Genomic DNA, 26,050 nt, shown 5'->3' with positions numbered 1-26,050 from the left:
CCGGTGCCTCAGCCCCGGTTCGGCCAGTCCTTGATCAGACGGGCCAGTTCGGCCACGTGTTCCGGCGGGGTGGTCTGGATCACGCCGTGGCCCAGGTTGAAGACGAAGGGCTTACCGGCGAGCGTCTCCAGAATCTCCGACGCGGCGGTGCGCAGGGCCTCGCCGCCGGCGGCGAGCATGATCGGGTCGAGGTTGCCCTGCACCGGCAATCTGGATTGCAGATTCCCGGCCGCCCAAGCCACCGGGACGGTGGTGTCGAGCCCGACCGCATCCACCCCACTGCCCGTGACGTAGGCCTCATAGGAGAGGCCCGCACCGCGCGGGAAACCGATGACCGGAATCGCGGGGTGGCGCGCCTTGATGAGATCGACGATCCGCCGCGTCGGCTCGATCACCCAGCGGCGGAATTCGCCGGCCGGCAGGACGCCCGCCCAGCTGTCGAAGAGCTGGACCACCTCGGCGCCCGCCTCGATTTGGGTGCAGAGGTAGTCGGCGGTCACCTCGACCAGCAGATCCATAAGCGCGCTGAACCCGGCGGGATCGCCGTAGGCCCAGCGCTTGATATGCGCGTACTCTTTGGACCCGGCCCCCTCGACCATGTAGCAGGCGATGGTCCAGGGCGCCCCGGCAAAGCCGATCAGCGTGGTGTGCGCCGGAATCGCGCGGGAGAGGCGGCGGACGGTCTCATAGACCGGCTCCAGCCGCTCGTGGAAGCGGTCGCGCGACAGGCGCTTGAGGTCTTCCACGCTTCTCACAGGGTCCAGCTTCGGCCCCTCGCCCTCCAGGAAGGCCAGCGGCTGGCCCAGCGCGTGCGGCACCACCAGGATGTCGGAGAACAGAATCGCCGCGTCCATATCGTAGCGGCGCAGCGGCTGCAGGGTCACCTCCACCGCGTGATCGGGGTTGTAGCACATGTCCAGGAAGCTGCCGGCCTTGGCGCGCAATTCCCGATATTCCGGCAGGTAACGGCCGGCCTGGCGCATCAGCCAGAAGGGCGGGCGCGGACGCACCTCGCCAGCGAGGGCGGCGAGCATCGGCTTGGCAATCTTGGACACGGCCTCGGACACGGCGGATCGTTCCCCTGTAGGTGAATCGGGTCTGCGGGTTGTCACCCTCCTACTCAGTATTCTTTTTAAAGAGAGAAAGGAAGAAGGGGTGGTGGGTGCCTGTGGAAAACGGGAATCCCCGCTTTGCGCGGAATCGTCCACAGGCCGGATGGCGCGCTGTGGACGAAAATCGGATTCTGTGGACGACTCCGGACGCTTTCGCCGGAAACGGCGGAAATGCTATATCGGGAAGCCTGGGAATCCCGTGGATAACATGGTCCGCGGGAGTCATTGTACCCATGTTCCGGAGAGGGCGCGCGGATTGTCCCGAAGGGGGCGCCAGCGGGGGCGACGAGTCCCGCCCGGAGGGACAGAATCCAGGAGATCCCCGTTGTCCACAGATTCGGACGGGTTCTCCACAACACGTTGGGGACGGATGAGACAGTTCCACCTGCATCTTGTGTCGGACGCGACCGGCGAGACGATCAACAGCGTCGCCCGCGCCTGCGTCATCCAGTTCGACGATGTTCGCCCGGTCGAGCATTTCTGGAATCTCGTGCGGACCGAGCGTCAGCTCGACATGGTTCTGGAGGGCGTCCAGGAGAATCGCGGCCTCGTCATGTTCACGCTGGTGGACGAGAAGCTGCGCCGCCGTCTCCAGGACTTCTGCCGCGAGGTGCAGGTCCCCTGCATCCCGGTGCTCGACCCGCTGATCAACGCGCTGGCCGCCTTCCTCGGCGTGGAATCGCAGCGCCAGCCCGGCCGCCAGCACGCCTTGGACGCCGAGTATTTCGGGCGCATGGACGCCATGGACTTTGCGCTGGCGCACGATGACGGCCAGTCGAGCTGGGACCTGCACGAGGCCGACGTGATCCTGATGGGGGTGTCGCGCACGTCGAAGACGCCGACCTGCATCTATCTGGCGAACCGCGGCATCAAGGCGGCGAACATCCCGATCGTCCCCGGATGCCCGATGCCCCCGGAGATCGAGAAGCTGACCCGGCCGTTGGTCGTCGGCCTGACCAAGGACCCGGACCGTCTGGTGCAGATCCGCCGGAACCGTCTGAAGCTGCTGAACCAGAACGAGTCCTCGACCTACGTCGATCCCGAGGTGGTGCGGGCGGAGGTCACCGACGCCCGGCGCATGTTCACCCGCCGCGGCTGGCCGGTGATCGACGTGTCACGCCGCTCCATTGAGGAGACGGCGGCGGAGATCATGATGCTGCTCGCCCGCCGTCAGACCGGCGGCCTGCCCGGCATCCCGCCCGAAGGATCGATCACGTGAACGCAGCGGTTCCCGCCGTCATCCTCGCCTCCGGCTCCCGCACCCGGGCGGAGATGCTGGAGCGTGCCGGGGTGCGCGTCACGCTTGCCCCCGCCGCGGTGGACGAGGAGGAGATCAAGCTGGCCGCCCGTGCCGAGGGCGCCCCGGTCGAGGACGTGGCCGAGGCACTGGCTGAGCTGAAGGCGCAGCGCGTTACCCGCAAGCATCCCGGCGCCCTGGTGATCGGCGCCGACCAGATGCTGGAGTGCGAGGGCCGCTGGTTCGACAAGCCGGCCGACCGCGACGCCGCTCGGGTCCAGCTGCAGGATTTGCGCGGCAAGACGCATCGGCTGGTGAGCTGTGCCGTGGTGATCCGCGACGGCGAGCGGCTGTGGCACCATGTGGACCGCGCCCGCCTGACCATGCGCCCCTTCAGCGACGCCTTCCTGGAGTCCTACCTGAACGCGGCGGGCGACGACGTGCTGGGGTCGGTCGGCGCCTATCACCTGGAAGGCTTGGGTGCGCAGCTCTTCCACCGGGTGGACGGCGACTTCTTCACCATCCTCGGGCTGCCGCTGCTGCCGCTGCTCGGGTTCCTGCGGGTGCATGGGGTGATTGCGGAATGACGATCAGCGGCAAGGCGACGCTGGCCGGGGTGATGGGCTGGCCGATCGGCCATTCGCGCTCGCCCCGGCTGCACGGCTATTGGCTGGAGCAGTATGGCATCGACGGCGCCTATGTGCCGCTGGCCGTGCCGCCCGACCGCATCGAGCAGGCCATCCGCGCCCTGCCCGCGCTCGGCTTCCGCGGCTGCAACGTCACGGTGCCGCACAAGGAGGCCGCCTACCGCACGGTCGATCGGCTGGACACCACCGCCAAGCGGATGGGCGCCGTCAACACCATCGTGGTCGGCGAGGACGGGTCGCTGGAGGGCCGCAACACCGACGGCTTCGGCTTCATCGAGAATTTGAGGAGCGGCGCACCGGGCTGGAATGCCGCGGACGGTCCGGCGCTGGTCATCGGGGCCGGTGGTGCGGCGCGGGCCGTCGTCGCCTCCCTCCTCGACGAAGGGGCGCCGCGGGTCTGGCTGGTCAACCGCACGCGGGCGCGGGCGGACGAGCTGGCAGCCGATATCGGAGGCGCCATCGAGACCGCCGATTGGGTTTCACGTGAAACGCTTCTCGAAGGCGCGGCGCTGGTGGTGAATACGACGACCCAGGGCATGGCGGGCCAGCCGCCGCTGGAGCTGGACCTGCGCGCCCTGCCCGGTTCGGCCGTCGTCACCGACATCGTCTACACGCCCTTGATGACCCAGCTTCTGACCGCGGCGCAGGCTCGCGGCAACCGTGTGGTGGACGGCGTCGGCATGCTGCTCCACCAGGCCCGCCCCGGCTTCGCCGCTTGGTTCGGCCGGGAGCCAGCGGTGACCGAGGGGCTGAAGGCCGCCGTTCTCCAGGGCTGAGGTCGCGCGATGATCGTCTTGGGACTGACCGGCTCCATCGGCATGGGCAAGAGCACGGCGGCGCGCATGCTGAAGCGCATGGGCGCGCCGGTCTGCGACAGCGACGCCGTGGTGCACGGCTTGCTGGGGCGTCACGGCGCGGCGGTGCCGGCCATCGCGGCGGCCTTCCCCGGCGTCGTGGTGGACGGTGCGGTGGACCGGCGGGCGCTGGGCGCCGCGGTGTTCGGCAACCCGGCGGCTCTGAAGCGGCTGGAGGCGATCCTCCACCCGGCGGTGCAGGCCGCTCAGCGGCGCTTCCTGAAACAAGCGGCGCGCCGCCGCGTCCGCGTGGCGGTGCTGGACATCCCCCTGCTGTTCGAGACCGGCGGGGAGCGCAAGGTGGACCGCAGCGTGGTGGTCACCGCCCCCTTCCTGGTGCAGAAGTCACGGGTGCTGGCGCGGCCGGGCATGACGCCGGACAAGTTCGCCGCTATTCTGGCCCGGCAGATGCCCGACGCGGAGAAGCGGCGGCGCGCCGACCATGTCGTCAACACCGGCGATGGACGGCGGGCCACCCGGCGGGCCCTGCGCAAACTCCTCGCCGACGTGAAGCGGCGCCGCGGACGGCAGTGGCCGCCGCGGGGATACCAGCCCGGACAGGTGGTTCATGCGTGAGATCGTCCTCGATACGGAAACGACCGGCTTCAAGCCCGAGGAAGGGCATCGGCTGATCGAAATCGGCTGCGTCGAGCTGCACAACCACGTCGCCACCGGCAAGACCTTCCACTGCTACGTCAACCCGGAGCGCGACGTGCCGCCGGACGCCGTGGCGGTGCACGGGCTGACGACGGAGTTCCTGTCGGATAAGCCGCTGTTCAACGACGTGGTGGCGGAGTTCGTGGCCTTCATCGGCGACGCGCCGCTGGTGATCCACAACGCGGCCTTCGACATGCACTTCCTGAATTGGGAGATGCGGATCGCCGGCTATCCGGTGATGCCGAAGGACCGGGCCATCGACACGCTGCTGATGGCGCGGCAGAAGTTCCCCGGCGCGCCGGCCACCCTGGACGCGCTCTGCAAGCGCTTCGGTGTCGACAATTCCAGCCGCACCTACCACGGCGCGCTCCTCGATGCCCAGCTTCTGGCCGAGGTGTATCTGGAGCTGCGCGGCGGGCGGCAGGCCGGTCTGGCGCTGGCCTCCGGTCCGGCGGCAGGCGGTCCCGCGGCGATCCGCATCGACCGCCCCTACCGCGCCCCGCGCGCCCACGCGCCGAGCGAGGAGGAGCTGGCGGCCCATGCGGAGCTTCTCAAGAAGCTGAAGAACCCGCTCTGGGCCGCCGAGTGAAGCACTCCCTCTCCTGCGCTTGAATTCCCTCTCCCCTCTGGGGAGAGGGTTAGGGTGAGGGGGTTGCACATGTGCCGAACCCCCTTCTTCCCCCTTACGGCAACAGCACCGTCGATCCGGTCGTGGCGCGGGATTCCAGCGCCCGGTGGGCCTCCGCCGCATCGCGCAGCGCGAAGGTCTGGCCGACGTTGATGGTCACCCCGCCGGTATGCACCACCTCGAACAGGTCGGCGGCGCTGGCCATCAGGTCGTCGCGCTTGGAAACGTAGCTGAACAGGGTCGGGCGCGTGACGTAGAGCGAGCCTTTGGCCGCCAGCACCTGGAGATCCAGCGGCGGGACCGGCCCGGACGCCGCGCCGAACAGCACCATGAAGCCGCGGGGACGCAGGCAGTCCAGGCTGTCCATGAAGGTCGTCTTGCCGACGCCGTCATAGACCACCGGCACGCCCTGTCCGTCCGTCAGGTCCTTCACGCGGTTCACGAAATTCTCGCGCGTGTAGACGATGGGATGGTCGCAGCCGGCGGCGCGGGCCAGCTCCGCCTTCTCGTCGTTGCTGACCGTGCCGATCACGGTGGCGCCCAGATGCTTCGCCCACTGGCAGAGGATCTGGCCGACGCCGCCCGCGGCGGCCTGGACCAGGATGGTGTCGCCCGGCTGCACCGCGTAGGTGGAGCGCAGGAGGAACTGCGCGGTCATGCCCTGGAGCAGCATGGCGGCGGCCTGCCGGTCCTCGATCCAGCTCGGCAGCGGAATCAGCCGGTCGGCCGGGGCGAGGCGGGATTCGGCGTAGGCGCCGATCAGCGGCGCGTAACCGACCCGGTCGCCGGGCTTCAGCGTCGTCACGTCCGGCCCCACGGCCTCGACCACGCCGGCGCCCTCGGTCCCGATGATGGCGGGAAGCTGCGGCAGTTTGTAGGCGCCGGAGCGGTGATAGGTGTCGATGTAGTTCAGCCCGACGGCGGTCTGGCGCAGCCGCACCTGACCGGGGCCGGGGTCGCCCACCTCGATCTCGTCCCAGCGCAGCGCTTCGGGTCCGCCGTAGTCGTGGATGCGGATCGCGTGAACCATGGTGGTCGGTTCCTTCCCTTTTTATAGAAGCTGAAGCTCCAGCGTATCGCCGGCCTGTTCCGCTGTCACCCGGTACCGCCGCTCGTGGCGGAGCAGCCAGTCCTTGGTCCGCAGGCCGCCCATGCCGGAATAGCCGCCGGGCGCCCCGCCGCCCCCGACGATGCGGTGGCAGGGGATGATTACCGGGATCGGGTTGGCCCCGCAGGCCCCGCCCACGGCCCGCGGCGCCGTGTCCAGCAGCCGCGCGACGTCGCCGTAGGTCAGGACGCCGCCGTAGGGGATGGCCTGCATCGCCGCCCAGACCTTTTGCCGGAAGGCCGTCCCGCGGGGGGACAGCGGCAGGTCGAAATCCAACCGCGTCCCGGCGAAATAGTCGCGGAGCTGGCGCGCCGCCTCTTCGAGCACGGGGTCCGGCCGGTCGTCGCCCAGCCGTCCCCAGTCGAGCGCCACGATGGCGCCGGCGGCGCTGGTCAGGGTCAGCAGGCCCAGCGGGCTGTCGATGGTCAGGCTGCCGGTGGCCGAATTGCTGAACGTCGTCGCCATGGGGTCATCTCCGGCTCAGGGCGGCGGCCAGCGCGTCGGGCGCGGTCACCGGGGGGGAGCAGGTCATGCCGGTGCAGACATAGGCGGTCGCCACCCCGCCCTGCATGCCCTTGCCGTGCGCCGGGTGCCCGGCGGGCAGATCGGTCCCCGGCGGCAGGACGCTGAGGATGCGGTCGGGAAGCGGTCGGTCGAGCACCGCCCGGCGCAGCGCCGCGGTGTCCGATGCCTGCGGGTCGCCGACGATGACGATCTGCTGCGCCTTCTGGAGAAGCTCTGCCGCGTTCAGATAGGTCGGCAGCGGGAAGAAGTTGCGGCTCAGCTCACCGGAGAAGGCGGCGGCCAGGGCGTCCGCCCGCTCGCGATAGGCGGCCTCGCCGGTGCGGTGGTGCAGCGTCGCCAGCACGGCCAGCATGGTGCCGTTGCCGCTGGGGGTCGCGGCGTCGCCGGCGGATTTGGTGCGGACGATCAAATCGTCGGCGTCGTCCGCCGTGTAGAAATAGCCGCCGGCCTGGGCGTCCCAGAAATGCGCGTCGAGCACCCGCACCCAGGCCCGCGCCTGTTCCAGCGGCTCCGCGTCGCCGGTCGCCTCGTGCAGGGCGAGCGCCGCGCGCGCCATGTGGGCGTAGTCGTCCAGCGTCGCCCGGTGCTTGAGCTGTCCGGCCCGCCAGCTGTGCAGAAGGCGCCCGTCCTCGGTCATGCGGTCGCGGACGAAGGCGAAGGCCCGCTGTGCCGCCGCGATCCACTCCGGCTCGTCGAAGACCATGCCGGCCTGGGCGAGGGCCGCGATCATCAGGCCGTTCCAGTCGGCCAGCACCTTGTCGTCCCAGCCCGGCTTGATCCGCTTTTCGCGCTCCCGCCACAGGATCGCCCGCTGTTCGGCCAGCACAGCCTCGGTCTCGGCGTCCAGCGCCTCGATGCGGTGCAGCCGGTTGAGGATGGTCGCCCCTTCCCAGTTGCCCTGGGGCGTGACGCCGTAGGCGCGCTTGAAGACCTCCGCGCCGGGGCCGAGGAGCCGGTCGATCTCCTCCTCGTTCCAGATGTAGAAGAGGCCCTCCTCGCCCTCGCTGTCGGCGTCCTGGGTCGCCGCGAAGCCCCCGCCCTCGGCGATCATCTCGCGCAGCACCCAGCCCACCGTTTCACGGATGCGCGCCTCGAACAGCGGCTCCCGCTCCGCCTGCCAGACCAGCGTCATCAGGTCGAGGAGCTGGGCGTTGTCGTAGAGCATCTTCTCGAAATGCGGCACCAGCCACATCTCGTCCACCGAGTAGCGGGCGAAGCCGCCGCCCAGGTGATCGTAGATGCCGCCCTGTCCCATGTGGGCCAGCGTGTTGGTGACCGCCTCCCGGTAGGGCTCCTTGCCGGTGCGCAGCCAGGCCCGCCACAGCAGCGTGAAGATCGGCACCTGGGGGAATTTCGGGGCGTGGCCGATGCCGCCGTGGAAGGGATCGACCTCGCGGACCAGCCGGTCGGCGATCTGGTCCAGCATGGCGAGGTCGACCTCCCCCGCCGCCCGGTTCTCGGCCAGCTTGCCCAGCGCGTCCTTCAGCGCGGCGACGTTGCGGGTCACGTTCTCCGGCTTGTTGCGGTAGGTCTCCGCCACGCCGCGCAGCACGTCGGGGAAGCCGGGCCGCCCGTAGCGCGAGGCCGGCGGGAAGTAGGTGCCGCCCCAGAAGGGCTCGGCCTCCGGCGTCAGGAACATGGTCAGCGGCCAACCGCCCTGCTGCCCCAGCATTGCCAGGGCCGACTGGTAGATCTGATCGACGTCGGGCCGCTCCTCCCGGTCCACCTTGATGTTGACGAACAACTCGTTCATCAGCCCGGCGATTTCCGGGTTCTCGAAGCTCTCGTGCGCCATCACGTGGCACCAGTGGCAGGCGGCGTAGCCGACCGACAGCAGCACCGGCTTGTTCTCGCGCTTGGCCCGTTCGAAGGCGTCGCGACCCCAGGCCATCCAATGGACGGGGTTGTCCTTGTGCTGGAGCAGGTAGGGGCTGGTCTCCCGGCCAAGCAGGTTCGCGGGCATCGCAGGCGTTTCCGGTCTGTGGCGTGGTTGGGAATAAACTGGCGCGGCGGTGCCGTTGCGCCAGGGCTTCCTATCTGTATAGTGGGGCATGAGCCGAAGCGGCGCTCAACCCTTAATTTCCCGCGCACCGCGCGCCTTCCAAGGAAATGGGGCCATGAAGATCACCATCGACATCGACTGCACACCCGAGGAGGCGCGCCACTTCCTGGGCCTTCCCGACGTGAAGCCCATGCAGGACGCCATGATGCAGGAGATCCAGGACCGCATGCAGGCCTCCCTGCTCGCCATGGACCCCGAGACGATGATGAAGACGTGGCTGCCGGCGGGAATTCAGGGCATGGAGCAGCTTCAGAAAATGTTTTGGTCCCAGATGGCCGCCGCCATGGGACAGGATGGACGCAAGTGACCGATCCGAAGCCCTACTTCGAAGTCCATGTTTTCTCCTGCACCAACCGCCGCCCCGACGGCCACAAGCGCGGCTCCTGCGCCGCCCGGGGGTCCGAAAAGCTCCGCGACTACATGAAGGCGCGCGCCCGCGAGCTGGGTCTGGACGGCCGGGTGCGCATCAACGCCGCCGGTTGCCTGGACCGCTGCGAGCTGGGTCCGGTGCTGGTCGTCTATCCGGAGGGCGTCTGGTACACCTACCACTCCTTCGCCGACGTGGACGCGATCCTGGAGACGCATGTGATCGGTGGTGGCCGTGTGGAGCGGCTCATGCTGAAGCCGGAACAAACGGAATTGCTGCCGGAACAGGCCGGCTAATCGTTCCGGAACCGGCACGATGACACTCGGCACGATGATCCCCACCATCTTCGCCCTCGCCACCGCCCCCGGCCGCGCCGGTGTGGCGGTGGTTCGCGTTTCGGGCCCGGCCTCCTGCGCCGCCCTCGCCGCCTTGATCGGCAAGCCGCTGCCCGAACCCCGCATGGCCACCCTGGTCCGGCTGCGCGATCCCAAGACCTGCGAGGCGCTGGACGACGCCCTGGTCCTGCGCTTCACAGCCCCCCGCAGCTTCACCGGTGAGGACGTGGTCGAGCTGCACCTGCATGGTGGGCGCGCCGTGGTGTCCGGCGTGGTGGAGGCGCTCTCCGCCCTGCCCGGCCTGCGCGTCGCCGAACCCGGTGAGTTCACGCGCCGCGCCTTCGAGAACGGCAAGCTCGACCTGACCGAGGCCGAGGCGGTCGCCGACCTTGTGGACGCCGAGACCTCCGCCCAACGCCGTCAGGCCCTGCGCCAGATGGAAGGCGCGCTCGGCAAACTCTATGACGGTTGGCGCGAGCGGCTGACCCGGTCGCTCGCCCACATCGAAGCCGACATCGACTTTCCCGACGAGGACCTGCCGTCCGGTGTGTCGGACGCCGCGCGTCCTGTGCTGGGCGCCCTCGCCGCCGAGATCGACGCCCACCTCGATGACCGTGGCCGTGGGGAACGGCTGCGCGAGGGGCTGCACATCGCCATCGTCGGCGCGCCCAACGCTGGGAAGTCGAGCCTGCTGAACGCTCTCGCCCGCCGCGAGGCCGCCATCGTCTCGGCCCGCGCCGGCACCACCCGGGACGTGATCGAAGTCCATCTCGACCTCGGCGGCTACCCGGTGGTGCTGGCCGACACGGCGGGCCTGCGTGAGGCGGCCGCCGACGAGGTGGAAGAGGAAGGCATCCGCCGCGCACTCGACCGCGCCGCCCGCGCCGACGTGAAGGTCGCCGTGTTCGACGCCACCGCTCTACCGACGCTCGACCCGGCGACGGTCGCCCTGCTCGACAAGGACACGGTGGTGGTCCTGAACAAGACGGACGTCGTCGACGCCGCGGTGGCGACGGTCGGCGGCTGGGAGGCGGTTGCGGTCTCCGCCCGGACTGGTGCCGGCCTGCCGGAACTGGAGCGGCGTTTAACGGCGTTTACCGCCGACCGGCTGGCCGGCAGCGGTGCCCCGGCGCTGACCCGCGCCCGCCACCGCTCTGCCTTGGAGGAGTGCCGGGATGCCCTGCGCCGTGCCTTGACCGCTCCCCTGCCGGAGCTGATGGCCGAGGACGTGCGTCTGGCGAGCCGCGCTCTCGGGCGGATCACCGGGCGGGTCGATGTCGAAGACCTGCTGGACGTGATCTTCCGGGATTTCTGCATCGGCAAGTGAGCCCAGAGGGGCGTGACAAAGGCGACGCGCCGCTCTGTTTCACGTGAAACACGGGCTTTGCTGCGTCGCGGCGCTTGGCGTCCGACGCTGACTCGGCTATGGTCCGGCCATGCGAACGTTCGACGTCATTGTTGTCGGCGGAGGCCACGCCGGTTGCGAGGCTGCCGCCGCCGCGGCGCGCATGGGTGCGCGCACCCTGCTGCTCACCCACAAGCTGGACACCATCGGGGAGATGTCCTGCAACCCGGCCATCGGCGGGTTGGCGAAAGGGCATCTGGTGCGCGAGATCGACGCGCTCGACGGCGTCATGGCCCGCGCCATCGACCGCGGCGGCATCCAGTTCCGCATCCTGAACCGCAGCAAGGGTCCTGCCGTCCGCGGTCCACGCGCCCAGGCCGACCGCAAGCTCTACCGGCGGGCGGTGCAGGCGATCCTCGCGGAACAGCTGAACCTGTCCATCGAGGCCGGCGGCGCCGAGGACTTGACCATCGGCGAGGATGGACGGGTCACCGGTGTGGTGACTGGTTCTGGCGAGACCCTCGCGGCGGGAAGCGTGGTGCTGACCACGGGCACCTTCCTGCGCGGCCTGATCCACATTGGCGAGGAAACCACCCCGGCGGGCCGCGTCGGCGAGGCGCCGTCCATCGGCCTGTCCGACACGCTGGCGCGTCTGGGCTTCCCGCTTGGCCGTTTGAAGACCGGCACGCCGCCGCGGCTCGACGGCAAGACCATCGACTGGGCCGCTCTGGAGAAGCAGCCGGGCGACACGCCGCCCCCGCCCTTCTCCTACCTGACCGACCGCATCGACACGCCGCAGATCGACTGCGCGATCACTTGGACGACGCCGGAGATGCACGCGCTGATCCGCGGCAACCTTCACCGCGCGCCGATGTATTCCGGCCAGATCCAGAGCACCGGCCCGCGCTATTGCCCGTCCATCGAGGACAAGGTGGTGCGCTTCGCCGACAAGGAGCGCCACCAGATCTTCCTGGAACCGGAGGGGCTGGACGACGACACGGTCTACCCAAACGGCATCTCGACCTCCCTGCCCCGCGACGTCCAGCTCGGCTTCCTGAAGACGATGCCGGGGCTGGAGCGCGCGGTGATGATCCGCCCCGGCTACGCCATCGAGTATGATTTCGTCGACCCGCGGGAGCTGAAGCCGACGCTGGAGACCCGCCGGACCCCTGGCCTGTTCTTCGCCGGCCAGATCAACGGAACGACCGGCTACGAGGAAGCGGCGGCGCAGGGACTGATGGCCGGCATCAACGCCGCCCTGCTGGCCGGTGGCTCGGCGGAGGGCTTCATTCTCGACCGCGCCGACGCCTACATCGGGGTGCTGGTCGACGACCTGATCACCCGGGGCACCAACGAGCCCTACCGGATGTTCACCTCGCGCGCCGAGTATCGGTTGATCCTGCGCGCCGACAACGCCGACCAGAGGCTGACGCCAAAGGGGTTGGCCGTTGGCTGCGTCGGGTCGGCGCGGCGCGACGCCTTCACGGCGAAGGCTGAGGCGCTGTCCGCCGGTCGCACTCTGGTGCGCGCCCTCCAGGCCACCCCAGCGGAGCTGCAGCGGCAGGGCATCGCGGTCAACCAGGACGGTGTGCGCCGGACCGCTGCCGACCTGCTGCGCTACCCGGACCTCGACCTTGCCACCCTTGCCCGGCTGTGGCCGGAGCTGTCGGCGATCCCCGCCGATGTTGTCGAGCAGCTGGAGATCGACGGGAAATACGCCGGTTATCTCGACCGGCAGGAGGCCGACATCCGCGCCTTCCGCAAGGATGAGGCTCTGGAGCTTCCCGACGATCTCGATCCTGACAGCATCGGCAGCCTGTCGGCGGAGATCCGGCAGAAGCTGCGGCAGGCCCGCCCGGTGACCCTGGGTGCGGCGGCCCGCATTCCCGGCATGACCCCGGCGGCGCTGGTCGCCCTGCTCCGCCACGTGAAACGGCGCGACGTGAAGGTGGCCGTCTGATGAGCCTGTTCGATGCAGCCGCCTTCCAGGCGGAGACCGGTGTTTCACGTGAAACGCTGGACCGCCTCGCCGCCTACGAGGCGACGCTGCGCAAGTGGCAGCCGAAGATCAACCTCGTCGGCCCCTCCACCCTGCCCGACGCCTGGCGCCGACACTTCCTCGACTCCGCCCAGCTTTACCCGCTGCTGCCCGAAGGCGCTCGGGTGCTGGTCGATCTCGGCAGCGGGGCCGGCTTCCCCGGCTTGGTTCTGGCGATCATGGGCGTGCCGGAGGTGCATCTGGTCGAGAGCGACTCCCGCAAATGCGCCTTCCTGCGCGAAGCGGCGCGCGTGGCCGGAGCACCGGTCACCGTGCACAACAAGCGGATCGAGGCGGTGCCGCCGATCGCCGCCGACGTGGTGACCGCCCGCGCCCTGGCGCCGCTGAACGATCTGCTGAACTGGGCCCATCCCTTCCTCCAGGATCGGGGTGCGGCACTGTTTCCCAAGGGGCAAAATGTGGCGGACGAATTGACCGATACCACCAAATATTGGAAGATGCGGACCGAGCGTTTCGACAGCCGCACCGACCCCACCGGAACCATCCTGCGTGTGAGTGGTATCGCCCGTGTCTAAGACCGCGACTCTGATGCATTCCCGCTCCGAGGCTTCCCGAGAGGCTGACATGCCCTCTGCCCTTCCTTCCGCTCCCCCGTCCGCTCGGGTCATTTCGATTGCCAATCAGAAGGGCGGCGTGGGCAAGACCACGACGACCATCAATCTGGCAACCGCTCTGGCCGCCATCGGCAAGCGCGTCCTGGTGATCGATCTCGATCCCCAGGGCAACGCCTCCACCGGTCTCGGCATCCCGCGCGCCGAGCGTCGTGTCGGCATCTACGACGTGCTGTTCGACGGCATGCCGCTGGAGGATGCCGCGACGGTGTCGACGGTGCCGAACCTGTCGATCATCACCTCCTCCGTCGATCTGTCCGGCGCCGAGGTCGAACTGGTCACCTCCGAGCGGCGGGAGTTCCGGCTGCGCGAGGCGGTGGACAAGAGCGCGCTGGAATACGACTACGTGCTGATCGACTGCCCGCCGGCGCTCGGCCTGCTGACGCTGAACGCGCTGGTCGCCTCCCACGCTGTGATGGTGCCGCTGCAGTGCGAGTTCTACGCGCTGGAAGGTCTCAGCCACCTCGTCCGCACCATCGAGCGGGTGAAGCGCGCCTTCAATCCCGACCTCGACATCCACGGCGTCGTGCTGACCATGTTCGACAAGCGCAACAACTTGTCCGACATGGTGGCCGCCGATGTGCGCGGCTTTTTCGGGGAGAAGGTCTACGACACCGTCATTCCGCGGAACGTGAAGGTGTCGGAGGCGCCATCCCACGGCAAGCCGGTGCTGATCTACGACATGCGCTGCCCCGGGTCGCAGGCATACATCCATCTGGCGGGCGAGGTGCTGCGCCGTGAGAAGAGGCTGAGCGCGTGATGGAGGATACCAAACGTTCGGACGGTGGTGCCCGCCGCGCCAGCCTCGGTCGTGGCCTGTCCGCCCTGTTTGGCGAGGCGGCGGAGGATTACTCCGCGCTCGACAAGGTGCGCCAGTCCAAGCAGGTGCCCATCGAGTTCATCCATCCCGGCAAGTACCAGCCGCGCCGCACCTTCGACGACGAGGCGCTGCAGGGGCTGGTCGAGTCGATCCGCGACAAGGGCATCCTCCAGCCTTTGCTTGTCCGCCGCGATCCGGAGACGACCAACTCCTACGAGTTGATCGCCGGTGAACGCCGCTGGCGCGCTGCGCAGATCGCCGGCCTGCACGAGGTGCCGGTCGTCATCCGCGAACTGTCGGATCGTGAAGCGCTGGAAATCGCGCTGATCGAGAACATCCAGCGCCAGGACCTGACGCCGCTCGAAGAGGCCGAAGGCTACAAGCGCCTGATGGAGGAGTTCGAGCACACGCAGGAGGATCTGGCGCGCTCGGTCGGCAAGAGCCGCAGCCACGTCGCCAACATGATGCGCCTGCTCGCCCTGCCCGACCCGGTCAAGGGCATGGTGCAGGACGGGGCGCTCAGCGCCGGTCACGCCCGCGCGTTGCTCACCTCCTCCGATCCGGTGTCGGTGGCGCGCGAGGTGGTCAAGCGCGGCCTGAACGTCCGCCAGACCGAAGACCTGATGCGCGGCGGCGCGCCGACCAAACCCAAGAAGGCGGGCGGGCGCGGTGGCGCCGTTACCGATCCGACGCTGAAGGACGTCGATCTGGTGAATCTGGAGGAGGAGATCTCGGCCCGCATCGGTCTGAAGGTCGCCATCACGCCCCAGGGCAAGGGCGGCTCCATCACCATCCATTACCAGACGCTCGACCAGCTCGACGACGTGCTGCGGCGCCTTGGTGGAGAGTAGGACGTCGCGGAACCAAACTGTCACTTTAGTGAAACGGCACTAACATGATCTCCCCCTAAACAGGGTCGTCCGGCCGCATCGACGCGGCCGGAGCCGACACAGAGGGGGAAGATTCATGAAGCTCATCAACGGCCTGTGCCTTGCCGGCCTCACCGCGGCCCTGCTCGCGGGGCCCGCGCTCGCAGACCAGAAGTTCCCGGCGGAGCTGGCCGGGCACGGCGTCATCGACGCGGCGACCTTCGTCGCCCCACCCGCCGACGCCCCGGACCTGTTCCGCACCTCCGGCAAATTCACCGCCGCCGACCGCAAGCGCGTCGACCAGCCCCGCAGCCTCGACGGCACGTCCTTCCTGTCGGCGCCCAATGCACCGCGCGGCACCGGCATGGCGCTGCCCTTCGACGGCCAACCGGTCCAGGGCTTCTCCGGCATCAAGGCGCTGGGCGACGGGTCCTTTTTTGTGCTGACCGACAACGGCTTCGGCAGCAAGGGCAACTCCGTCGACGCCATGCTGACGGTGCACAAGCTGACCATCGACTGGAAGACCGGCAAGGCGGCGGTGGCCGAGACGCTGTTCCTGCGCGATCCCGACCGCAAGGTGCCCTTCCCCATCGTCACCGAGGCGACCAGCGAACGCTACCTGACCGGCGCCGATTTCGACGTCGAGAGCGTGCAGATCATCGGTGACCGCATGTATTTCGGCGACGAGTTCGGCCCCTACATCCTGGTGACCGACCGCACCGGCACGCTGCTGGCGATGCACGAGAGCAAGGTGGACGGCAAGCCCGTGCGCTCACCCGACCATTACGCGGTGTCCACTCCGGCGGTGCCCGGCGCCGTCGGCTTCGAGGTGCGCCGCTCGCGCGGTTTCGAAGGGATGGCCACGTCCAAGGATGGCCGGTTCCTCTACCCGCTGTTCGAAGGTCCGCTGTGGACGGGAAGTGCCTGGGAAACCAAGGACGGGCGGGAGTATCTGCGCATCGCCGAATTCGACGTCGCCAAGGGCGACTTCACCGGCCGCAGCTTCAAGTACCTGCTGGAGGCCAACGGCAACAACATCGGCGACTTCAACATGATCGACGCCACCACCGGCCTGATCATCGAGCGCGACAACGGCGAGGGCGACCCGGCCAAGGGCTGCACCGGTCAGCCCACCCCGGACTGCTTCAACGTCCCGGCCCGGTTCAAGCGCGTCTACAAGATCGACTTCGCCCAAGCCGACGCCGAGGGTTTCGTGAAGAAGGTGGGCTACGTGGACCTGATGGACATCGACGATCCGAAGGGCGTCGCCCGACTCGGCGGAAACAGGGGCAAGTTCACTTTCCCCTTCGTGACCATCGAGAATGTCGATGTGGTGGACGGTGAGCACATCGTCGTCGGCAACGACAACAACCTCCCCTACTCGTCGGGCCGCGAACTGGGCAAGCAGGACCACAACGAGCTGATCCTGCTGCGTGTGCCGCAGTTCCTGGCCGCAAAATAAGGAAGAGCGTCAGCGTCGCGCCAGCGAGGCGAGCTGGAAGAGGACACGGGCGCAGAGCGTCTGGTCGGGCATGTTGGTGCGCTTGCAGTCCGCCTCGGCCTCGACCAGCCGTTCCAGCGCCTGCCGCACCAGCGGCGCCGGCCAGCGCCGGGCCTGACCGGTCAGCCGCGGCTTCATCTTGAAGAACACCGGCGGGCGCAGCGCCTCCACCGCGGCGTCCGTCGATTTGCCCGCCGCCACCTGCCCGGCGACCAGCTGCAGGCGCTGGAAATGGCGCTGGGCGGCGCGCAGGATCGGCACCGGGGACATGCCTTCGGCGAACAGCCGGGCCAGCGAGCGGTCGAGCGTCGCGAAATCGCCCTCCGCCGCCGCCCAGACCGGCTCGTCCAGCGACAGGGCCGCGCTGTCGCCGATGCAGGCCTGGGCGTCCTCCAGCCGGACGCGCGTCTCCGCCCCCATGTAGAGCGCCAGCTTCTCCATCTCGCCGCGCGCCACCATGCGGTCCCCGACGAGGTTGCCGGCGAGGAAGGTCAACGCGTCGGGGTCGGCGGTCAGGCCATGGCCGTGCAGGATGTCGGCGATGACCCGGCCAAGCGCGGCTTCCTCCTCCACATAGCAGGGAATGGCGACGGCGCCGTCGGCCCCTTCGAACAGGGTGCGCAGCTTCGATCGGTTGCCGAGGTCGCCCGCCTCGACGACGACGAGGCTGTCGCCGGGCGTCCGGTCGGCCAGGAAGGCAGTGAAGGCGGCGGTGACGTTGTCCTCCGCCTCGCGCACGCGGATCAGGCGGCGCCCGCCGGTGAAGGACAGGGCGGCGGCCTCGTCGGCCAAGCGCGCCGGATCGTCGGCGACGGCGCGGCCCAGCATCTCCGTCACCCGGAAGGGGTCGGACAGGTCGGCGACCACCGTGCGTCCCAGCCCCATGGCGCGGTCGCGCACCAGACCGGTGTCCGGACCGTAGAGCAGGACCGCGCGGATCTTGGGATCGGGGCTGCGCAGGAAGCCGTCGATCGCCCGGGCTTGCAGCTTCACGAAGTCACCGTCGGTGGCGAAGGACCGGCCTCTGGTTGTCCAGTGTGGATCAGGACTTGCGGCCGAGTTCGGCGGCCACGCGGGTGGTGATCTCGTTGGAGATTTGCAGAATGGCGCGGTCGTAGGCGTTCTCGACCGTGGCAAGGGCGCCGTACTGCTGCTCCAGCACGTTGTAGCTGATGTAGGAGCGCGCGTTGGCCTGGAACAGGATCGCGCCCGTCGCGGCGTCGATGAGCAGGTAGGGGGCGTTCACGACGAGCTGGGCACGGGTGGCCGTCGCGTCCTTCTGGAGGGACAGCTTCTGCTCCGACGCGGTCAGCGTCGTCTCCAGCCGGTAGCGCGGGCTGGCCGGACGGCCGTCGGCGTAGAAGCGGTCAATCAGCTGGTTGCGTAGCTTCTGGCCATAGCGGTCCGGAATGACCCCGATGTCCACCTGCTGAAGCTCGGCGGCGCCGATGCTGTTCGTCCCCAGGGTTCCATACATCGGCTGGAAGCCGCAGGCCGCCGTGGCGAGCACCGCCGGCGCCAGCAGCGCGAGGGCGAGAAGCCGCCGCCGGACGCCGGCTTTGCCGTTAGGGCCCCTGCCGTTATGACGCTCAGACGACGACATTGATCACCCGGTTCGGGACGACGATGACCTTGCGCACCGGTTTGCCCTCCAGGGCGCGTTGGACGTTCGGATCGGCCAGGGCGGCCTGCTCCGCGGCGTCTTTCGCCATGTCGCGCGGCAGCTCCAGCGTCGCGCGCAGCTTGCCGTTGACCTGAACCGCCATGGTGACCGAGTCCTCGACCACCAGGGCGGCGTCGGCCTGCGGCCAGGGCTGGTTGACCAGCAGCGTGGCGTGACCGAGCTGCGCCCACAGCTCTTCGGCCAGATGGGGCATCATCGGGGCGATCAGGCGCACGGTGGTCTCGAAGCCTTCGCGCAGCACCCAGGCCTCGCCCTCGCCCGTGCCGTCCAGTTCGGCGAGGGCGTTGGACAGCTCGCGCACGCGGGCCACCGCCTTGTTGAAGCGGAACTTCTCCAGATCTTCCGAGATGCCGGCGATGGCCTTGTGGACCTGCCGGCGCGTGGCCTCGGCCTTGGCGCTGAAGGCGTCCGGCTTCGGCGCGTCGACGGGCGGCAGCGCGACCGGCGATTCCGTCACCATGCGCCACAGGCGGTTGATATAGCGCCAGGCTCCGTCGATGCCGGCTTCGGTCCATTCCAGGTCGCGTTCCGGCGGGCTGTCGGACAGCATGAACAGGCGGGCGGCGTCGGCGCCGTAGGTGCCGATGATGTGCGCCGGGTCCACCACGTTCTTCTTGGACTTCGACATCTTCTCGACGCGGCCGACCGTCACCGGGCCGTCGTTGTCGTTGCGGATGTAGTCACCGAGATCGTTCTTGCGGATGTCGGTCGGGGCCAGCCAGGCGCCGGTGCCGGCGTCCTTGTAGGTCTCGTGGTTGACCATGCCCTGGGTGAAGAGGCCGGCGAAGGGCTCCTCCACGTCCAGGTAGCCGCACTGCTTCATCGCCCGCGTCCAGAAGCGGGAGTAGAGCAGGTGCAGCACGGCATGCTCGATGCCGCCGATGTACTGGTCCACGGCCAGCCAGTAGTCCACCGCCTCGCGCGTGAAGGCGACGTCCTCGGCCTTGGGCGAGCAGAAACGGGCGAAATACCAGCTCGACTCGATGAAGGTGTCGAAGGTGTCGGTCTCGCGCACCGCCGGCTTGCCGCAGCTCGGGCAGCTCGTGTGCTTCCAGGTCGGGTGGTGGTCCAGCGGGTTGCCGGGCTTGTCGAAGGTCACGTCCTCCGGCAGGACCACCGGCAGATCCTGCTCCGGCACCGGAACGATGCCGCAGCTCTCGCAATGGATGACCGGGATCGGGCAGCCCCAATAGCGCTGGCGGGAGACGCCCCAGTCGCGCAGGCGGTACTGGGTGGTGCGCTCGCCCTGTCCCTGCTCCTCCAGCCGCCGGCCGACCTCCTGCTTGGCCGGCTCGACCTCCATCCCGTCGAGGAAGCGGGAATTGCGCAGCAGGCCGGGGCCGGTATAGGCCTCGTCGCCGACCGTGAAGGTCGCGGGATCGGCGTCCGCCGGAACGACCACCGGCGTGACCGGCAGGCCGTACTTGCGGGCGAAGTCCAGGTCGCGCTGGTCATGGGCCGGGCAGCCGAAGATGGCGCCCGTGCCGTATTCCATCAGCACGAAGTTGGCGACGTAGACCGGCAGCTCCCAGGACGGGTCGAAGGGATGCACCACCCGCAGCCCGGTGTCGAAGCCGCGCTTCTCGGCGGTTTCGATCGCCTCCTCGCTGGTGCCCAGGCGGTTGCACTCGGCGATGAACTCGGCCAGCGCGGGGTTGCCGGCGGCCAGTTCGGCGGCCAGCGGGTGGTTGGCGGAGATCGCCGCGAAGGACGCGCCGAACAGCGTGTCGGGCCGGGTCGTGAAGACCTCCAGCTTGTCCGTCCGCCCGACGAGGTCGAAGCGGAAACGCACGCCGGTGGACTTGCCGATCCAGTTCTCCTGCATCAGGCGCACGCGCTCCGGCCAGCGGTCCAGCGTGTCCAGTCCCTTCAGCAGCTCGTCGGCGTAGGCGGTGATCTTGAGGAACCATTGCGACAGCTTGCGCTTCTCGACCAGCGCCCCGGTGCGCCAGCCGCGGCCGTCGATCACCTGCTCGTTGGCGAGGACCGTGTTGTCGACCGGGTCCCAGTTGACCCAGGACTCCTTGCGGTAGGCCAGGCCTTCCTTGAGGAAGTCCAGGAACATCTTCTGCTCGTGGCGGTAATACTCCACGTCGCAGGTGGCGATCTCGCGGTCCCAGTCGATGGACAGGCCCATCGTCTTCAGCTGGGCGCGCATGGCCGCGATGTTCTCGCGGGTCCATTTGGCCGGGTGGGTCTTCTTTTCCAGCGCGGCGTTCTCCGCCGGCAGGCCGAAGGCGTCCCAACCCATCGGGTGCAGCACGTTGAAGCTGCGGGCGCGCTTGAAGCGCGCGATCACGTCGCCGATGGTGTAGTTGCGGACATGCCCCATGTGGATGCGCCCCGACGGGTAGGGGAACATCTCCAACACATAGTACTTCTCACGGGAAGCGTCCTCGCGCGCGGTGAAGCAGCCCTGCCGCTCCCACTCGCCCTGCCACTTCGCTTCGGTTTCCTTGACATTGTAACGCGACATGACCGCAGACGCCGTTCCGTGAGTTTCGTGAGTCTCGATAAATAAGGCGCCGGCGGCGGAGTGACAGGCGGCGGACCGATGTCCGCCCCCGCCCTGCCCCGCCTGAGCTATCCTGGCTGGCCGGCGCCCGTGTTCAGCGCGCCGCGGCCTGCTGGGCGACGCGGATCTGGCGGGCGCGGGTCAGCACCGCGTCCTCCAGCGTCGTCGCCGTCTCCGGACCGACCGCGCTGTCGCGCCAGTCCGACCCGGCGCGCTGCTGCTTGAACACCGACACCCGCACGCCATCGGCGCGGAGCTGGCGGTCCATGATGTACAGGTTGACCTTGAAACGCTCGTTCGGGGTGTCCGGCGGCGTGTACCAGTCGGTCAGGATGACGCCGCCGAACGGATCGGCGGAGACGATCGGCATGAAGGACAGCGTGTCCAGCGAGGCCCGCCACAGGAAGCTGTTGACGCCGATGCCGTTGGGGTCGCCCTGCTCGGCGCCGTTGCGCTTGTTCTTGCCGAACAGGCTGAAGCCGCCGTCGGTGCCGAGAAGGCTGCCGAACTTGTATTCCTTCTTGATCTGCTCATCGACGGTTTCCGTCTGGCCGCCCCAGCTGGAGCAACCGGCCACGGCGAGCGACGCCGCGAGCACGACGGGGGCAAGGCGAAGGACACGGGAACGGCGCATGGTCGGAACCTGGATCAATAAATTCGGGGTACCGCGCACGATACCGCGGCGGATGCGGCTGAAAAGACCATAAAAGCCCGCCCGCGGCAACAGCCGATGCGGGGTTCCGCCTGTGCCTTTGCTGTGTTCGGGCCTGGGACCGGAGCCTTTTGCACGGGTCTGTGTGCGCCGCGGAATCCCGACGGCGGCGCACAATCAAGGTGTGTTCCGTCGGACACACTGTTCCTTCATTGCTGCAACTTTGCGATTTCCGGCTTGCTGGCGTCCCCGCATCTGCGTACCACAGAGCCAGCCAGGACGTTAACCGGGCTGAAAATTCTGCTGCCAGGATGGAGGCAACAATCATGAACCGTTATCTGCTCGCGGGCTGCGCCGCTGCCGCTCTGGCTCTGGGTGCCGGCGCCGCCAACGCTCAGGCCAAGTTTGAAGTCAAGGTCGGCGGCGACGCCTTCTTCGAAGGCGGCTACGTCAGCGAAGACCGCGACGACAACACCCGTTCGGTTGAATTCCGCAACCGCTTCCGCGTCGTCGTGACCCCGACCGCCAAGGCCGACAACGGTCTGGAGTACGGTGGCCGCATCCGTATGCGCGCCAACTCGACCACCGGCCGCACGATGGACGCCGATCGCGGCTACATCTTCGCGCAGGGCGCCTTCGGTCAGGTCCAGCTCGGCGTGACCAACTCCTTCAACGACGCCACCTACGTCACGGCCCCGCAGGACTACCTGCCGCTGGCCATCTATGACGGCATCATCCCCTGGATCAACCAGACCTCCGATGTCGGCGGCGCCGCCGCTGGCGGTCTCGGCGCCCTGAACGGCTCGATCCTGAACCAGTCGCTGGTCGTCGAGAACAACGCGACCAAGATCGTGTACTTCTCGCCGCGCTTCGCCGGCCTGCAGGTTGGCGCCAGCTACACCCCGCGCAACGACGACTCGCACAACAACGTCAACCGCGTTGAGCCGGTCGTTGCCGCCGCTGGCAACGGCTACTCCACCACCTTCCAGGATCTGGTCGAGGTCGGCGCCAACTACACCAACACCTTCGGTGGCGTCGCGCTGAAAGCCAGCGCCGGCTACTTCTGGGGTGACGCTGCCAACACCGGCGCTGCCCTCACCGGCCTCTCCATCGAGGACCTGAACGCCTGGCAGGTTGGCGCCCAGGTCGGCTACGCCGGCTTCTCGCTCGGCGGTTCGTACACCGACTTCGGCGAGTCGGGCCAGATCCAAGGCCCGGGCACCGACAACGGCAAGAGCCGCCTCTGGGTTGTCGGCGCTCAGTACACCGCCGGCCCGATCGTCGTCGGCGCCAACTACAAGAGCGGCAAGGACGCTGGCAACCGACTCGTCGCGGGCGACCGCAAGCTTGAGGTCTACGAAGTGGGCGCCGGCTACACCGTCGCTCCGGGCCTGACCCTGCAGGCTCAGTACGACTACTTCAAGTCCGAGAGCGACTCGAGCACGGCCGCCCTCGACCTGGACAACGACGGTCACGTCGTTCTGGTCCGTACGGTCCTGGCGTTCTAATCTGCGGTCAACCGTGGATGAAGGGGGCGGTGGCTTCGGCCACCGCCCTTTTTTTTGTGCATTTTCCTTGTCACAACGCTGCGTCTTCCGCTTCCCGGCCCGTTGTCGACAGGACGCATTCTCGTGCGCAAAGTTTGTTCACTGCGCTCAAAATCTGGCCAAGCAATGTGCTATATTTGCGGCATACGGGAAAAACTGTTAACCTTCAGGTACTTGTGACTGTGTCGGAATGGCAACTGTGTTACAGTTGAACCGATTCACCTGTTGAATCACCCTTGCCGGGTAAAGGAACGAGTGGCTTAGTAGTTGGTGGGAAGCACAACCGCACGGCTCCGGTCTCTTTGGGAGCCTGCTAGAAGGATGGACCATCAATGAAGCGTTCTCTTGTTACGGGCTGCGCAGCCATCGCGATCATCGCCTGCAGCGGCATGGCTTCCGCCCAGACCAAGTTCGAGGTCAAGATCGGCGGCGACGCTTTCTTCCAGGGCGCCTATGTCGATCAGGACCGTGACGAAGGCACTCGCTCCACGGAGTTCGCCAACCGCTTCCGCGTGACCGTTACGCCGGTCGCCACGGCCGACAACGGGCTGGAGTACGGCGGCCGTGTCCGCATGCGCGCCTCCAACGGCGCCGGCAACGTCCGCACCATGGACGCCGACCGCGCCTTCATCTTCGTGAACAGCGGCTTCGGCACTCTGCAGGCCGGCACGATCAACGGTCTGTCGGACGAGTTCGGCATCATCGGCCCGAACGTCGAAGGCATCGCCGGCGGTCCGGACAACAACACGGTCGAGTTCCTCAAGGGCTCGTCGACCTACGACCTGCTGCCGACCACCACCAACAACTTCCGCGCCCTCGCCTCGGGCGATGTCGGCACCAAGATCATCTACCTGACCCCGACCATCGCGGGCTTCCAGGGCGGCGTCTCCTACATGCCGCGCAGCGGAGACTCGCACAACTCGGTCAACCGTCGTCAGGACAACGGCGGCTTCCAGGATGTCGTCGAGGTCGGCGGCACCTACACCAACGAGTTCGGCGGCTTCAGCGTCGCGGCCAGCGCTTTCTACCAGTTCGGCGATGCCGTTGATGACGGCATCGGCGCCGGGGCCAACCGCTTCGAGGAGCTGAGCTCGGTCCACGCCGGCCTGAACGTCGGCTACGGCGACTTCAAGATCGGCGGCAGCTACGCCTACAGCGGCGACAGCGGCTACAACAAGGCGGTCACGACGAAGGAAAAGCAGGATATCTGGATCGTCGGCGCCCAGTACACCGCCGGTCCGTTCATTCTGGCCGCCAACTACTCGCATTCGCGCGGCAACGACGTTGCAACCGGCACGACTCCGGCCAAGGCGGACCTGTATCAGGGCGGCGTGACCTACACCGTCGCGCCGGGCCTGACCACGGGCCTGGAATACAGCTATCTCGATCTGAAGACCGATGCCGCCGGTCTCGACGACCGTGCGCACATCATCATGATCGACACCCGTCTGGCCTTCTGATCGGCCGAGCGGCAGGTCTGACGGGAACGGCGGCGGAGACCCATCCGCCGCCGTTTTCCTTTGGGTATCGTCCCTTACTTCGTGGTGGCTTGCGCCGCTTCGGTCGCGCAGAGCAGCAGGATCGCCGCGTCCTCCATCGGCGTCCAGACGGCGAGCAGGCGCTGTTTGGCCTTTTCCGCCGTGTAGGCGGTGGTTCCCGGATCGCGAATGGAGCGGACTCTCACCTCGCTCAGCTTCCAACCAGCCTTGCGCAAGCCGCCCAGGGTGGATTCCAGGATCTGGTCGCGGCGGATGCCGTCGTCCTTCTTGAACACCCAACCATAATTCTCCTGCTTGGTGCAGCGTCGGTTGAGGTCGGCGGCGGCGGCGCCCATGAACTCCTTGTAGGTGCCGTCGTCCTGCAACGGGAAAGGTTGTTCGGCGAAGGGCGCCTGGGCGATGGCCGAACCCGCCACCGTCTTCGGGGCCTCCTTCGTGGCCGCCTCCTTTCCGGCGGCGGGCTTGCCGCCATTCTGGCTTCCGGCGTTCTGGGCAAAGGCGCTGCCGGCCGTGAACGGCGCGGCCCCCAGAATCAGCGCCGTCAGGATCAGGGGACGCATCCAACCACGCATGCCGTGTTCTCCTCGGGGTGCTTGCGTTTCGTCGGTCCGTCCGTTACCACGCCCTCCGGTCCCTGTACAGGCAGGCGCCGCAGCAGGGGCAGCAGCAGGGGCAGCACAAGGGGGAGGACCGGCATGTCCGCTTCGCACACCGATACACCGCCCGGCACGCCAGACGGCACCGTCACGGCCCGGCTGGAAACCGTCCGCCGCTCCATCCTGGAGAGCTGCGCCGCTGGCGGGCGCGCTCCCGGCGCGGTGACGCTGGTCGCCGTCTCCAAGACCCACCCGGTGGAGGCGGTGGAGGAGGCCCTGGCCGCCGGCCAGCGCGTCTTCGGCGAGAACCGCGTGCAGGAGGCCAAGGCGAAGTTCCCCATGCTGCGCGAGCGCTTCCCGGACCTGGAGCTGCACCTGATCGGCCCGCTCCAGACCAACAAGGTCAAGGACGCGGTGGCCCTGTTCGACGTGATCCAGACGGTGGACCGGCCCAAGCTGGCCGAGGCCCTGGCCGAGGAGATGGCGCGCAGTGGACGCCGTCCCCGCTGCCTGATCGAGGTCAACACCGGCGAGGAGCCGCAGAAGGCCGGCATCCCTCCGGCAGAGCTGGACGCTTTCCTGGCCGCCTGCCGGGACACCTGGAAGCTGCCGGTGACCGGCCTGATGTGCATCCCGCCGGTGGACGAGGAGCCCGCGATGCATTTCGCCCTGCTCGCCGACATGGCGCGCCGTGCCGGCCTGCCCGAGGTCAGCATGGGGATGAGCGGCGATTACGAGACGGCGATCCGCTTCGGCGCCACCCATGTGCGCGTCGGCACCGCGATCTTCGGCGCCCGCCCCTATCCCGCCGCCGGATAGC

25 protein-coding genes are annotated in these 26,050 nt (G+C 68.3%); 16 read left to right on the top strand and 9 right to left on the bottom strand.

From position 1 onward, the window contains the following. Positions 1–8: 8 nt before the first annotated feature. Entirely contained in the window at positions 9–1,034 is a 1,026-nt protein-coding gene (hemE, locus tag ACFPMG_RS25910) for a uroporphyrinogen decarboxylase (RefSeq protein WP_376998250.1), read from the bottom strand. Positions 1,035–1,482: 448 nt separating this feature from the next. Here hemE and ACFPMG_RS25905 point away from each other — a divergent pair, with 448 nt between their 5' ends. Genes ACFPMG_RS25905 through dnaQ form a run of 5 tightly spaced genes read left to right on the top strand, consistent with a single transcriptional unit; the run spans position 1,483 to position 5,096 of the window. Next, the gene (locus ACFPMG_RS25905) at positions 1,483–2,331 is read left to right on the top strand and encodes a pyruvate, water dikinase regulatory protein (protein WP_094301390.1); all 849 of its coding nucleotides are present in this window, start codon (positions 1,483–1,485) and stop codon (positions 2,329–2,331) included. Then, positions 2,328–2,936: a Maf family protein gene (locus ACFPMG_RS25900; RefSeq protein ID WP_417281718.1), complete on the top strand. Its 609-nt coding sequence runs from the start codon at positions 2,328–2,330 to the stop codon at positions 2,934–2,936. The genes ACFPMG_RS25905 and ACFPMG_RS25900 overlap by 4 nt, the downstream gene beginning before the upstream one ends. Next, a complete protein-coding gene (locus ACFPMG_RS25895; protein WP_376998118.1) occupies positions 2,933–3,772 on the top strand; it encodes a shikimate dehydrogenase in 840 nt (279 codons plus the stop codon). The genes ACFPMG_RS25900 and ACFPMG_RS25895 overlap by 4 nt, the downstream gene beginning before the upstream one ends. Before the next feature lie 9 nt (positions 3,773–3,781). Continuing rightward, the gene (gene coaE / locus ACFPMG_RS25890; protein ID WP_376998117.1) at positions 3,782–4,426 is read left to right on the top strand and encodes a dephospho-CoA kinase; all 645 of its coding nucleotides are present in this window, start codon (positions 3,782–3,784) and stop codon (positions 4,424–4,426) included. Beyond that, the gene (dnaQ, locus tag ACFPMG_RS25885) at positions 4,419–5,096 is read left to right on the top strand and encodes a DNA polymerase III subunit epsilon (RefSeq protein WP_149165402.1); all 678 of its coding nucleotides are present in this window, start codon (positions 4,419–4,421) and stop codon (positions 5,094–5,096) included. The genes coaE and dnaQ overlap by 8 nt, the downstream gene beginning before the upstream one ends. Before the next feature lie 94 nt (positions 5,097–5,190). Here dnaQ and ACFPMG_RS25880 read toward each other — a convergent pair whose 3' ends face one another. From ACFPMG_RS25880 to ACFPMG_RS25870, 3 genes are read right to left on the bottom strand one after another with little or no spacing between them, the layout of a single operon-like run. After that, positions 5,191–6,165 carry a quinone oxidoreductase family protein gene (locus ACFPMG_RS25880; RefSeq protein ID WP_376998116.1) on the bottom strand — a complete coding sequence of 325 codons (975 nt, stop codon included), beginning with the start codon at positions 6,163–6,165 and terminating at the stop codon, positions 5,191–5,193. Between the two features lie 21 nt (positions 6,166–6,186). Continuing rightward, positions 6,187–6,708: a methylated-DNA--[protein]-cysteine S-methyltransferase gene (locus tag ACFPMG_RS25875; protein ID WP_376998114.1), complete on the bottom strand. Its 522-nt coding sequence runs from the start codon at positions 6,706–6,708 to the stop codon at positions 6,187–6,189. A 4-nt stretch (positions 6,709–6,712) separates the two neighbouring features. Continuing rightward, positions 6,713–8,731 carry a thioredoxin domain-containing protein gene (locus ACFPMG_RS25870; RefSeq protein WP_376998113.1) on the bottom strand — a complete coding sequence of 673 codons (2,019 nt, stop codon included), beginning with the start codon at positions 8,729–8,731 and terminating at the stop codon, positions 6,713–6,715. Positions 8,732–8,885: 154 nt separating this feature from the next. Here ACFPMG_RS25870 and ACFPMG_RS25865 point away from each other — a divergent pair, with 154 nt between their 5' ends. The 8 genes from ACFPMG_RS25865 to ACFPMG_RS25830 all read left to right on the top strand — a co-directional run bounded on the left by ACFPMG_RS25865 (position 8,886) and on the right by ACFPMG_RS25830 (position 16,698). Further along, positions 8,886–9,137 (top strand): DUF6489 family protein, encoded by a 252-nt coding sequence (locus tag ACFPMG_RS25865; protein WP_014238933.1) that lies wholly within the window; start codon positions 8,886–8,888, stop codon positions 9,135–9,137. Next, a complete protein-coding gene (locus ACFPMG_RS25860; protein WP_376998112.1) occupies positions 9,134–9,493 on the top strand; it encodes a (2Fe-2S) ferredoxin domain-containing protein in 360 nt (119 codons plus the stop codon). The genes ACFPMG_RS25865 and ACFPMG_RS25860 overlap by 4 nt, the downstream gene beginning before the upstream one ends. 34 nt (positions 9,494–9,527) lie before the next feature. Further along, positions 9,528–10,859, top strand: a complete 1,332-nt coding sequence (mnmE, locus tag ACFPMG_RS25855) for a tRNA uridine-5-carboxymethylaminomethyl(34) synthesis GTPase MnmE (protein ID WP_376998247.1) — start codon at positions 9,528–9,530, stop codon at positions 10,857–10,859. Positions 10,860–10,968: 109 nt separating this feature from the next. Further along, the gene (mnmG, locus tag ACFPMG_RS25850; RefSeq protein ID WP_376998111.1) at positions 10,969–12,837 is read left to right on the top strand and encodes a tRNA uridine-5-carboxymethylaminomethyl(34) synthesis enzyme MnmG; all 1,869 of its coding nucleotides are present in this window, start codon (positions 10,969–10,971) and stop codon (positions 12,835–12,837) included. Continuing rightward, positions 12,837–13,451 carry a 16S rRNA (guanine(527)-N(7))-methyltransferase RsmG gene (gene rsmG / locus ACFPMG_RS25845; protein WP_376998110.1) on the top strand — a complete coding sequence of 205 codons (615 nt, stop codon included), beginning with the start codon at positions 12,837–12,839 and terminating at the stop codon, positions 13,449–13,451. Before mnmG ends, rsmG begins: the two co-directional genes overlap by 1 nt. A 49-nt stretch (positions 13,452–13,500) precedes the next feature. Beyond that, a complete protein-coding gene (locus ACFPMG_RS25840; RefSeq protein WP_376998109.1) occupies positions 13,501–14,307 on the top strand; it encodes a ParA family protein in 807 nt (268 codons plus the stop codon). Continuing rightward, entirely contained in the window at positions 14,307–15,218 is a 912-nt protein-coding gene (locus tag ACFPMG_RS25835) for a ParB/RepB/Spo0J family partition protein (RefSeq protein WP_376998107.1), read from the top strand. The genes ACFPMG_RS25840 and ACFPMG_RS25835 overlap by 1 nt, the downstream gene beginning before the upstream one ends. A gap of 115 nt (positions 15,219–15,333) precedes the next feature. Continuing rightward, positions 15,334–16,698, top strand: a complete 1,365-nt coding sequence (locus tag ACFPMG_RS25830; RefSeq protein ID WP_376998106.1) for an esterase-like activity of phytase family protein — start codon at positions 15,334–15,336, stop codon at positions 16,696–16,698. Between the two features lie 9 nt (positions 16,699–16,707). On the opposite strand, the gene holA is transcribed toward ACFPMG_RS25830, so the two are convergent. The 4 genes from holA to ACFPMG_RS25810 form a co-directional block, all read right to left on the bottom strand. After that, complete coding sequence (gene holA, locus ACFPMG_RS25825) at positions 16,708–17,730, bottom strand: DNA polymerase III subunit delta (RefSeq protein ID WP_376998105.1); 1,023 nt, start codon at positions 17,728–17,730, stop codon at positions 16,708–16,710. 49 nt (positions 17,731–17,779) lie between these two features. Next, complete coding sequence (gene lptE, locus ACFPMG_RS25820) at positions 17,780–18,247, bottom strand: LPS assembly lipoprotein LptE (RefSeq protein WP_376998104.1); 468 nt, start codon at positions 18,245–18,247, stop codon at positions 17,780–17,782. Between the two features lie 79 nt (positions 18,248–18,326). Further along, entirely contained in the window at positions 18,327–20,897 is a 2,571-nt protein-coding gene (leuS, locus tag ACFPMG_RS25815) for a leucine--tRNA ligase (protein WP_376998103.1), read from the bottom strand. Between the two features lie 133 nt (positions 20,898–21,030). Then, positions 21,031–21,570, bottom strand: coding sequence for a DUF3576 domain-containing protein (locus ACFPMG_RS25810; protein ID WP_014238944.1), 540 nt, complete (start codon positions 21,568–21,570; stop codon positions 21,031–21,033). A gap of 344 nt (positions 21,571–21,914) precedes the next feature. Between ACFPMG_RS25810 and ACFPMG_RS25805 the strand changes: the two genes are divergently transcribed. Continuing rightward, positions 21,915–23,096: a porin gene (locus tag ACFPMG_RS25805; RefSeq protein ID WP_376998102.1), complete on the top strand. Its 1,182-nt coding sequence runs from the start codon at positions 21,915–21,917 to the stop codon at positions 23,094–23,096. Between the two features lie 371 nt (positions 23,097–23,467). Then, positions 23,468–24,595 carry a porin gene (locus tag ACFPMG_RS25800; RefSeq protein ID WP_376998101.1) on the top strand — a complete coding sequence of 376 codons (1,128 nt, stop codon included), beginning with the start codon at positions 23,468–23,470 and terminating at the stop codon, positions 24,593–24,595. 74 nt (positions 24,596–24,669) lie between these two features. On the opposite strand, the gene ACFPMG_RS25795 is transcribed toward ACFPMG_RS25800, so the two are convergent. Next, a complete protein-coding gene (locus ACFPMG_RS25795) occupies positions 24,670–25,206 on the bottom strand; it encodes a hypothetical protein (RefSeq protein ID WP_376998100.1) in 537 nt (178 codons plus the stop codon). Positions 25,207–25,329: 123 nt separating this feature from the next. On the opposite strand from ACFPMG_RS25795, the gene ACFPMG_RS25790 reads away from it, so the two are divergent. Next, positions 25,330–26,049: a YggS family pyridoxal phosphate-dependent enzyme gene (locus ACFPMG_RS25790; RefSeq protein ID WP_376998099.1), complete on the top strand. Its 720-nt coding sequence runs from the start codon at positions 25,330–25,332 to the stop codon at positions 26,047–26,049. Position 26,050 lies beyond the last annotated feature (1 nt).

It is taken from the genome of Azospirillum himalayense (assembly GCF_042657465.1).
GTDB lineage: Bacteria > Pseudomonadota > Alphaproteobacteria > Azospirillales > Azospirillaceae > Azospirillum > Azospirillum himalayense.
The sequence above is the reverse complement of the archived record's forward strand: the minus strand, read 5'-3'. Positions and strand labels throughout refer to the sequence as shown.